At 63.6% G+C, this 8,207-nt stretch carries 7 protein-coding genes; 4 read left to right on the forward strand and 3 right to left on the reverse strand.

Features of this window, described 5'->3' with window-relative positions:
- From VEK15_31625 to VEK15_31635, 3 genes are all read right to left on the reverse strand, one after another.
- Positions 1–837, reverse strand: an 837-nt coding sequence (locus tag VEK15_31625; protein HXV65288.1) for a Gfo/Idh/MocA family oxidoreductase, incomplete at its 3' end; no start/stop codon positions are given.
- 61 nt (positions 838–898) lie between these two features.
- Entirely contained in the window at positions 899–2,644 is a 1,746-nt protein-coding gene (locus tag VEK15_31630; GenBank protein ID HXV65289.1) for a sulfatase, read from the reverse strand.
- 57 nt (positions 2,645–2,701) lie between these two features.
- Positions 2,702–4,531, reverse strand: a complete 1,830-nt coding sequence (locus VEK15_31635; GenBank protein HXV65290.1) for a TonB family protein — start codon at positions 4,529–4,531, stop codon at positions 2,702–2,704.
- A gap of 159 nt (positions 4,532–4,690) precedes the next feature.
- On the opposite strand from VEK15_31635, the gene metF reads away from it, so the two are divergent.
- From metF to VEK15_31655, 4 genes are all read left to right on the forward strand, one after another.
- The gene (metF, locus tag VEK15_31640; protein ID HXV65291.1) at positions 4,691–5,626 is read left to right on the forward strand and encodes a methylenetetrahydrofolate reductase [NAD(P)H]; all 936 of its coding nucleotides are present in this window, start codon (positions 4,691–4,693) and stop codon (positions 5,624–5,626) included.
- 49 nt (positions 5,627–5,675) lie between these two features.
- Positions 5,676–7,331, forward strand: coding sequence for an AMP-binding protein (locus tag VEK15_31645; protein HXV65292.1), 1,656 nt, complete (start codon positions 5,676–5,678; stop codon positions 7,329–7,331).
- A 15-nt stretch (positions 7,332–7,346) separates the two neighbouring features.
- Positions 7,347–7,934, forward strand: a complete 588-nt coding sequence (locus VEK15_31650; GenBank protein ID HXV65293.1) for a LemA family protein — start codon at positions 7,347–7,349, stop codon at positions 7,932–7,934.
- A gap of 108 nt (positions 7,935–8,042) precedes the next feature.
- On the forward strand, positions 8,043–8,207 hold a 165-nt coding region (locus VEK15_31655; GenBank protein HXV65294.1), incomplete at its 3' end, for a type II toxin-antitoxin system Phd/YefM family antitoxin.

Consider the following 8,207-nt stretch of genomic DNA (forward strand, 5'->3'; position numbering starts at 1 on the left):
GAGCAGCGAGTTGGGCTCTTCCTGTCGCCACGCGAGGCTTCCCGATTCTCCATACACACGGAGGTTCAGGCCGTTCTCCTCGTCGATCGCGATCTGACTCGCCCAGAGGACCCCGCGCGCGCCCTCTTCGAGACGAAGCAGCAAGCTCGCATCGTCGTCGAGAGGCCGTCCCTCGACGAATGTCGAAAGCTCGGAAGCGACTTCCAAAATCCGAAGCCCGGTGACGTACTCACAGAGGTGGGCGGCGTGGGTACCGATATCGCCCACACAGCAGCTCGCTCCCGCTCGCCGCGGGTCCGTCCGCCATTCGGCTTGCTTCTGCCCCGTCGATTCGAGCCGAGTCGCAAGCCAGCCCTGGGGATACTCGACCACCACCCGCCGGATCGTTCCGAGCTCCCCCGCTGCCACCCGCGCCCTCGCTTCCTTGACCATCGGGTAGCCCGAGTAGTTGTACGTGACCCCAAAACGGAGGCCGCTCTTCACGACGAGCACTTCGAGCCGTCTGGCCTCATCCAGGCTCATCGCGAGGGGCTTGTCGCAGATGACGTGAAATCCCGACTCGAGCGCCAATCGGGCAACAGGAAAATGTTGATGGTTCGGCGTCACGATGGACACGAGCTCCATCCGCTCGTCCTCGGGTAAATCCTTCTCGTTCTGGAGCATCTCCTCGTACGTGCCGTAGGTGCGACGGACGAGCAGCTCTCTCCCCGAGGCGTGGGAGCGCTCGGGATCCGAGCTGAAAGCGCCACAGACGAGCTCGATCCGCCCGTCGAGCCGCGCCGCCATCCGATGCACCGCACCGATGAAGGCATCCCGGCCCCCGCCGACCATCCCCATGCGGACCTGACGCAAACGACCCCTCCCGGCTCCGGAACGTTATCTCAACCCGAGGGCCGAGTCATCTCTCGGCTCCCCGGTCTTCGTCGGGCGGAACCGCCGGCTGCACGTATCCGAGCTCCTCCAGTTGCTCGAGGAGAGCTCCATCCAGGGAAATCTCCTCTTCGGTCGAATGGACTTCACTCGCCTGGCGCAGAAAATCCCCGAGGGCCGCACGAAACTCCGCGAGTCGCGCATCGTCGGTCGCGGCCAAGCTTTTCGTCTCCTCGGGGTCAGTCGCGAGGTCATAGAGCTCCTCGCCGTCGTCGCTCCAAATGTACTTGAATCGATCGTCTCGCAATGCCACCTGCCTGACCACGGCGCCGTCCACTCCTTCGACGGCGAGCTCGGCCAGGACTCTCCTTGGGCTCGGCGGACTCGCGAGATCGCGCGCCCAGGGCGTCGTTTCGGACAGACCAGCGACGGCGAGCAACGTCGGAAAGATGTCGACTTGACTGACGACGCTCTCGACTCGTGCCCCGGTGGAGGCGCCGGGCCATTTCACGATCAGGGGCACGTGGAGGACTTCGTCGTAGAGGCCCGGTCCCGATTGCCAGGGGCGAGCGTGCTCCCAGGCTCCGTGCTCGTGGAAGCCCTCGCCGTGGTCGGCGGTGACGACGATCAGGGTCCGATCGTAGGCGCCCGACGACCGGAGGGCGTCGACGAGGCGTCCGAGCTCCCGGTCGACGTAGGCGATCTCTCCGTCGTAGAGTGCGATGATCTGCTCTATCTCGCGCGGGCTCGAAGGCGGAGCCCGTTTTTCCACCTGCTCGACGAGGGCGGTGATGTCGGGCGGCCTCTCACCGAACCGCGCCCGGAACTCGCGCGGCGGCGTGTAGGGCATATGCACGTCGAAGAGGTGCAGGAACAGAAAATGACTCTGGCCTTCGGCGTCGCGGAGAGAGCGGAGCGCTTCGTCGACGAGCTGTGCGGCGCGACCCGAAACGAGACGGTACCTGTGGAACCCGCGCTCGAAGCCGTAGACCTGTGAGAGAAAGGGCGCGGAAACGATTGCCTCGACGCGATAGCCGGCTCGTGCCAGGAGCTCGGGGGCATAATCGACCTGGCGAGAGACGGGCCTCTTGATCGTCGCGCCGTGGAACGAAGGGGGAAGACCGGTGAGCATGGAGGCATGGGTCGGCAGCGTGTACGAGGACGTCGCCATTGCCTGGCCGAAGACGACCGCATGCTTCGCCAGGGCGTCGAGGTTCGGCGTCGTTTCGCGTTCGTAACCATAGACGCCGAGGTGATCGGCACGTAGGCAGTCGATCGAGATCAGGAGAATGTTCGGCCTTTCGGGCACGTGCCCCCGCGCCACGAGGGATGGATATCCCCAGAGGGGCAGCGAGCCCTGGCGAGCGGAAGATTCCGCTTGGAACTCGAGGCGGACCCTTTGACCGGCGTAAGCCGACAGCTCGACGTCGTGCGGGTGCCAGCGGTTGGCACGGGAGCGCCGAACGACTTCTTCAAAGACGACCGCTCGGTTCACGACCAATCGAAACGTGACCGGTGCCGGGAGGACCGGAGCCCCCAACGTCGATGCGGCGATGGCGAGCCGCATCGCGGGGTTGTCGGGCACGACGACCTCGAAAGAAGCCCCCCTTCCGGGCGGCGTCATGAGCGCCTGCCTCGTCTCCCCCAGAAGCGTGAACGACCCTATCGACGACGGCTCGGCATCATCGACGAAGGCGATTACGCTCGGGGACTGGCCGTTCCGGCAACCTGCGGCCAAGAAAACGCACCCGATGGCGAGGGCACGGGGGAACATCGGAGCACTATACAACTGGAGGAGCGGCCGATCACGGCGAGCTGTCTCGCTCTTCGTCTATCGGCTTCCGAGACGAAAGCTCTGGCGGACCCGCATCTTGACCCGAACCTTCACGCCGTCCTTCTGGGCCGGTTCGTAGCGCCAGGTCGAAAGCGATTCGAGTACCGCCGCATCGAGCACCTCCCCGGCCGACTCGATCACCTGGAGCTCGGTCGGCACGCCGTTCTCGTCGAGGACGAACTCCACGGTGACGCGCCCCTGCTGATTCAAGCGGCGTGCAATCGCCGGATAGGCGGGTGGCTCGCCCGAGACCCGCTTGGGAGAAGGATCGCCGGGACCGAGCTCGATGAGATCCCCTGGTTTCGTCTTGCGTGTCGCCGAGGCGCGGGGCGTCTCGTCCTTTGGCTTGGCGGTCAGGCGCAAATGAGCCACGAGGTTGACGGTCTCTCCCGCCTGGGCCACGACCACTGAGTCCCAGGAGGCGTAACCGTCGTTCACGACTTCGATCTCATGCTGACCGGGCTCGAGCTGTGCATCCTCAATCGGGGTCTGCCCGATCGAATGCCCGTCGACTTTCACGGTGGCCCCAGTGGGAACCGACTCCATGAACAGGCTCATCCGGGCGGGTTGCAGGGCGAAGCTCAGCGGCTCTTTCGACCCGGCCGCGAGCTCGAACCGATCTTCGAACGGGAGAAACCCGTCCTTGGCGACTCGAACGGAATGCTCGCCCGCAGCAAGGCTCTCGACCGTGAGGGGAGATACTCCTTTGAGCGAACCATCGATCCACACATCGGCCCCCGGGGGACTCGTTTGGACCACCGCGTCCATCAGGACCTCGCGGTTGGGGAGCCACGCAAGCGAGCCCACGACGGCCAGGAGCGCGACGAGCCCCACGCCTGCGAGAGCTCGCGGGAGGCCACCCTGCCTCGAACGACTCTGTCGCTCGGTGATGCTGGCGGTGGACTCGTCGACCGCGGGACCTCCCAAGGGTGGAGATATCCCGACCGTCTCTGCTCCAAACGAGGACTCCGTCAGAGCCCCCCCTGAAGTCGATCCCGATGACGATACGCTTCCCAACTGCTCGAAGGCCTCGAGGTTGAGCGCCGCTACGAACTCCGAGAATGTTCCAAAACGCTCGTCGGGCTTCTTGGCGAGGGCGCGGGCGAACACGCCTTCATAGTCGCGCGGGAGCTTAGGATTGTAGTCCTGCGGCGGAACGGGCGGTGAGTGAACCACTTTGTAGACCACCGTCGTGACGTTGTCACCGGGGAAGGGTTTTCGTCCCGTGAGCATTTCGTAGGTCACGATCGACAGTGAGAACAGGTCCGACCGATAGGTCACTGGCTCACCGACGATCTGCTCGGGCGCCATGTAGGAGGGCGACCCGAGGAACTGCCCGGCCGTGGTCAGCACCGTCGATTCGAGGTGCGCCAGGCCGAAGTCGGTGACCACGGGGCGACCGTTACCCATGAGCATGATGTTCCCGGGCTTGATGTCGCGGTGGAAGACCCCCTTCCGGTGCGCGTACTCGAGCGCGTCGGCCACCGGAGAAACGATCTGGAGGGTCTCTTCGAGGCTGAGAGCACCCCGCTCCGAGATGACGCTCAGAAGACTCTTGCCGTCGAGATATTCCATGACGAAATAGTTCTCGCCGACGTCGAAGATGGTGATGATGTTGGGATGAGACAGCCCTCCCGCGGCGCGGGCTTCGCGCTGAAAGCGTTTCAGGTACTCTCCCGACTCGTCCTGGGCGAGGATCTCGTCTTTGATGGCCTTTATGGCAACGGTGCGATTGGCAAGCGGATCGAAGGCCTTGTAGACCCTTCCCATCGCACCCTGGCCGATTTCACCCTGGACCTCGTAGCGGCCAAACTGGTGTGGTGTCATGGCGCCCCCCCAAACCCCATCTATTTACGATAGCGGCCAATCGCGGACCTTGCAACCGCTCTGTCGACCTTGCGCGGGTACCCTGGAGCCGCTAGCATACCGGCCATCATGTCCCACTGGGCCGGACCGGGAGGCGTATCTTTTCGCGGGCTCCCCTCGATGAAGCGACTCGCGCGTCATCCACCCCACGTCTCTTTCGAGTTCTTTCCTCCGAAGACCCCCGCGGGGTGGAGGAAACTGAAGGAAACGGCGGGCCGTCTGGCCGAGTTCGAGCCCGATTTCGCCTCCGTGACTTTTGGCGCCGGCGGGAGCGGGAATATTCGGACCCTCGAAGCGGCGGTCGGAGTACGAGACGTCATGGGGGTGGACGTCGTGCCGCATATCACGTGCCTCGGTCTGACCCTGGAAGAGGTGGGGACTCACCTCGACAGCTTCGCCGCCGCGGGATTCCGGAGGGTGTTGGCGCTGCGCGGAGATGTCCCCTTGCTCGGCGAGCAGACCGCGGCCGTCGTTCCCATCCCTGCGGGAGGCTTTCGCTATGCGAACGAGCTCGTCTCGTTCGTCAGGGAACGGGGGGGCTTCCACATCCTCGTGTCCTGTTACCCCGAAGGGCACCCCGAAGCCTCTAGCTTCCGTAGCGACGTGGACAACTTCGTCAAGAAAGTGGAAGCGGGCGCCGACGCCGCGGTCACGCAGTATTTCTTCAACAATGCCGCGTATTTTCATTTCGTGGATGAGGTCAGAGACCGCGGAGTCGACATTCCGATCGTCGTCGGTCTGATGCCGATCGCGCCTTACGAGCAGGTGGCACGATTCTCGGAAAAGTGTGGAGCGGACCTGCCCCTCTGGATCCGCAAGCGCATGGAAGGTTATCAGGACGATCCCGACTCCCAGTTCGAGCTCGCCGTCGAGATTGCCGTCAATCAGGCGGAGGAGCTGCTCAGAAACGGCGCTCCCGGCATCCACTTCTACACCTTGAACCATCCCGAGGCGACCGCTCGCATCTGCGAGCACCTTCGCGCCCAGCAGGTTCGACATGGCATCGTGTGGGAGGACGTCGCGCTCACGGACGTCGAGCCGCCAACGGCTCCCTGAGCCACGGTCCGTTTCTTGCGGCCGAATCGTGATATGTAGGGCGGAAGCCATGGCCGGAAGTCGGTGGAGCTATGCGAGCGGGGCGAGCGACCAGCCGCTGCTCGGCCTGACGATCGGCGACATGCTGGACGACGTGGCAGCCCGGTTTCCCGACAACGAGGCCCTCGTCGTCCCCCATCAGAACCTGCGGCTCAGGTACCGCGAGATGCTCGACGAGGTGAATCGCTGCGCTCGAGCGCTTCTCGCACTCGGCATCGAAAAGGGGGAGCGCGTCGGCATCTGGGCCCCGAACCGGGCCGAGTGGACGATCACCCAGTTCGCCACGGCCAAAGTCGGGGCGGTTCTCGTCAACATCAATCCCGCCTACCGTCGCCACGAGCTCGAGTACGCGCTGCGACAATCGGGCTGCACCGCCGTGGTTCTCGCGCGGCGTTTCAAGACCTCGGATTACGTCGGGATGATGCGAGAGATCGATCCGCCTGCGGAGCTGCGCCACCGAGTCCTTCTCGGCAAAGAGGAGGCCGAGGGCATGGTGCTATGGGACGAGTTGCTGGCGATGTCGAGAGACGTCACCGAGGATGCGCTCGCCCGGCGACAGAAAGATCAGCAGTTCGACGATCCCATCAACATCCAGTACACGAGCGGGACCACCGGCTTCCCGAAAGGCGCAACGCTCAGCCATCACAACCTATTGAACAACGGTTACTTCGTCGCCGAGAGGATGAGATTCACCCATCGCGATCGGCTCGTGATCCCGGTGCCGCTCTACCACTGTTTCGGCATGGTGATGGGCAATCTCGGTTGCATGACGCACGGGGCGACGATGATCTATCCGAGCGAGGGTTTCGACGCGAAGCGGGTCCTCGAGACCGTCGAGGCGGAAAGAGCGACGGCACTCTATGGGGTTCCGACCATGTTCATCGCCGAGCTCGATCACCCCCACTTCGCCCGATTCGACCTATCCAGCCTGCGAACCGGGATCATGGCGGGCTCGCCCTGTCCCATCGAGGTCATGAAGAAAGTCGTCGATCTCATGCACATGGGCGAGGTCGAGATCGCCTACGGCATGACCGAGACGAGCCCCGTCAGCTTTCAGACGCGTCCGGACGCTCCGTTGGCCAAACGCGTGGGAACCGTCGGGCAGATCCACCCGCACCTGGAAGCCAAGATACAGGATCCGACGACGGGCATGACCGTCCCCATCGGCACCCCGGGCGAGCTGTGTACTCGCGGCTACAGCGTCATGCTCGGCTACTGGAACCAGGAGGAAGCCACTCGCGAAGCCATCGATCGGGCCCGCTGGATGCACACCGGGGATCTCGCGGTCATGGATGGGGACGCCTATGTCAACATCGTCGGACGCATCAAGGATATGGTGATCCGAGGAGGCGAGAACGTCTACCCGCGCGAGGTCGAGGAGTTCCTCTACACCCATCCCAAGGTGAGCGATGTGCAGGTCATCGGGGTGCCCGATCCGAAATTCGGGGAAGAGATCATGGCCTGGGTCAGAGTGCGCGAAGGCGAGAGCGTGACCGAAGACGAGCTGCGCGAGTTCTGCCGGGGCGAGATCGCGCATTTCAAGATCCCTCGCTACTTCAAGTTCGTCGACTCCTTTCCCATGACGGTAACGGGAAAGGTGCAGAAATTCGTCATGCGCGAGCAGAGCATCGAGGAGCTGGGTTTGCGCGACGTCGAAACCGCGTGAGGGAAAGGAGTCCCTATGTTCGGAGCCCTGGTTTTTCTCGGCATCATCGTGCTCCTGGTCGTGTTTCTCATCGGCATCTACAACCGCCTCGTGTCGCTGCGCAATCGGTACAAGAATGCATTCGCGCAGATCGATGTCCAGCTCAAGCGCCGCTACGACCTCATTCCCAACCTGGTCGAGACGGCGAAAGCCTATATGAAGCACGAGCGTGAGACCCTCGAAGCAGTCATCCAGGCTCGAAATCAGGCCCTGACGGCGGAAAAGCGCGCCGCCGCCGAGCCCGGCGACACGGGTGCGATGAGGGGTCTCACGGGCGCGGAGGCGGCCCTGACCGGCGCGATGGGCCGGCTCTTTGCCCTCATGGAGTCCTACCCCGACCTCAAAGCCAATCAGAACATGATGCAGCTCTCGCAAGAGCTGACCTCGACCGAGGACGCCGTGGCCCGAGCGCGCCAGGCGTATAACGACGCGGTAACGACCTACAACACCGCCCGAGAGCGGTTTCCCAACGTCCTCGTCGCCAGCAGCATGGGCTTCGCGGCCGCGGAGCTCTTCGAGGTGGAGATCGCTCAGGAACGCGAGGCCCCGAAGGTCGCGTTCTGACTCGCGGCCGATAGAGGCGCCCCGTTTCGATTTGTGGATCGTTCTCGGTGTGAGCGTCGACCAAGTTGACTACCTTCTGAACGTACTCTAGATTGTACCTTAGAGAGTATGCGCAAACTGCCCGAAGTCATTCCCATTACCGACCTTCGACAAGACGCCGCAGATGTGCTGAAGCGATTGCGGAAGAGCGAGGCGCCCCTGGTCATCACTCAGCGGGGTAGAGCCGCCGCGGTTTTGCTGAGCATCGAAGAATACGAAAGAGCTCGACGTGAG

It is taken from the genome of Vicinamibacteria bacterium (assembly GCA_035620555.1).
Lineage (GTDB): Bacteria > Acidobacteriota > Vicinamibacteria > Marinacidobacterales > SMYC01 > DASPGQ01.

Excerpts from the sequence above, each read along its gene's own strand:
- VEK15_31630 (HXV65289.1), bottom strand. The coding sequence starts at position 2,644 with ATGTTCCCCCGTGCCCTCGCCATCGGGTGCGTTTTCTTGGCCGCAGGT.
- VEK15_31635 (HXV65290.1), bottom strand. The coding sequence starts at position 4,531 with ATGACACCACACCAGTTTGGCCGCTACGAGGTCCAGGGTGAAATCGGC.
- metF (HXV65291.1), top strand. The coding sequence starts at position 4,691 with ATGAAGCGACTCGCGCGTCATCCACCCCACGTCTCTTTCGAGTTCTTT.
- VEK15_31645 (HXV65292.1), top strand. The coding sequence starts at position 5,676 with ATGGCCGGAAGTCGGTGGAGCTATGCGAGCGGGGCGAGCGACCAGCCG.
- VEK15_31650 (HXV65293.1), top strand. The coding sequence starts at position 7,347 with ATGTTCGGAGCCCTGGTTTTTCTCGGCATCATCGTGCTCCTGGTCGTG.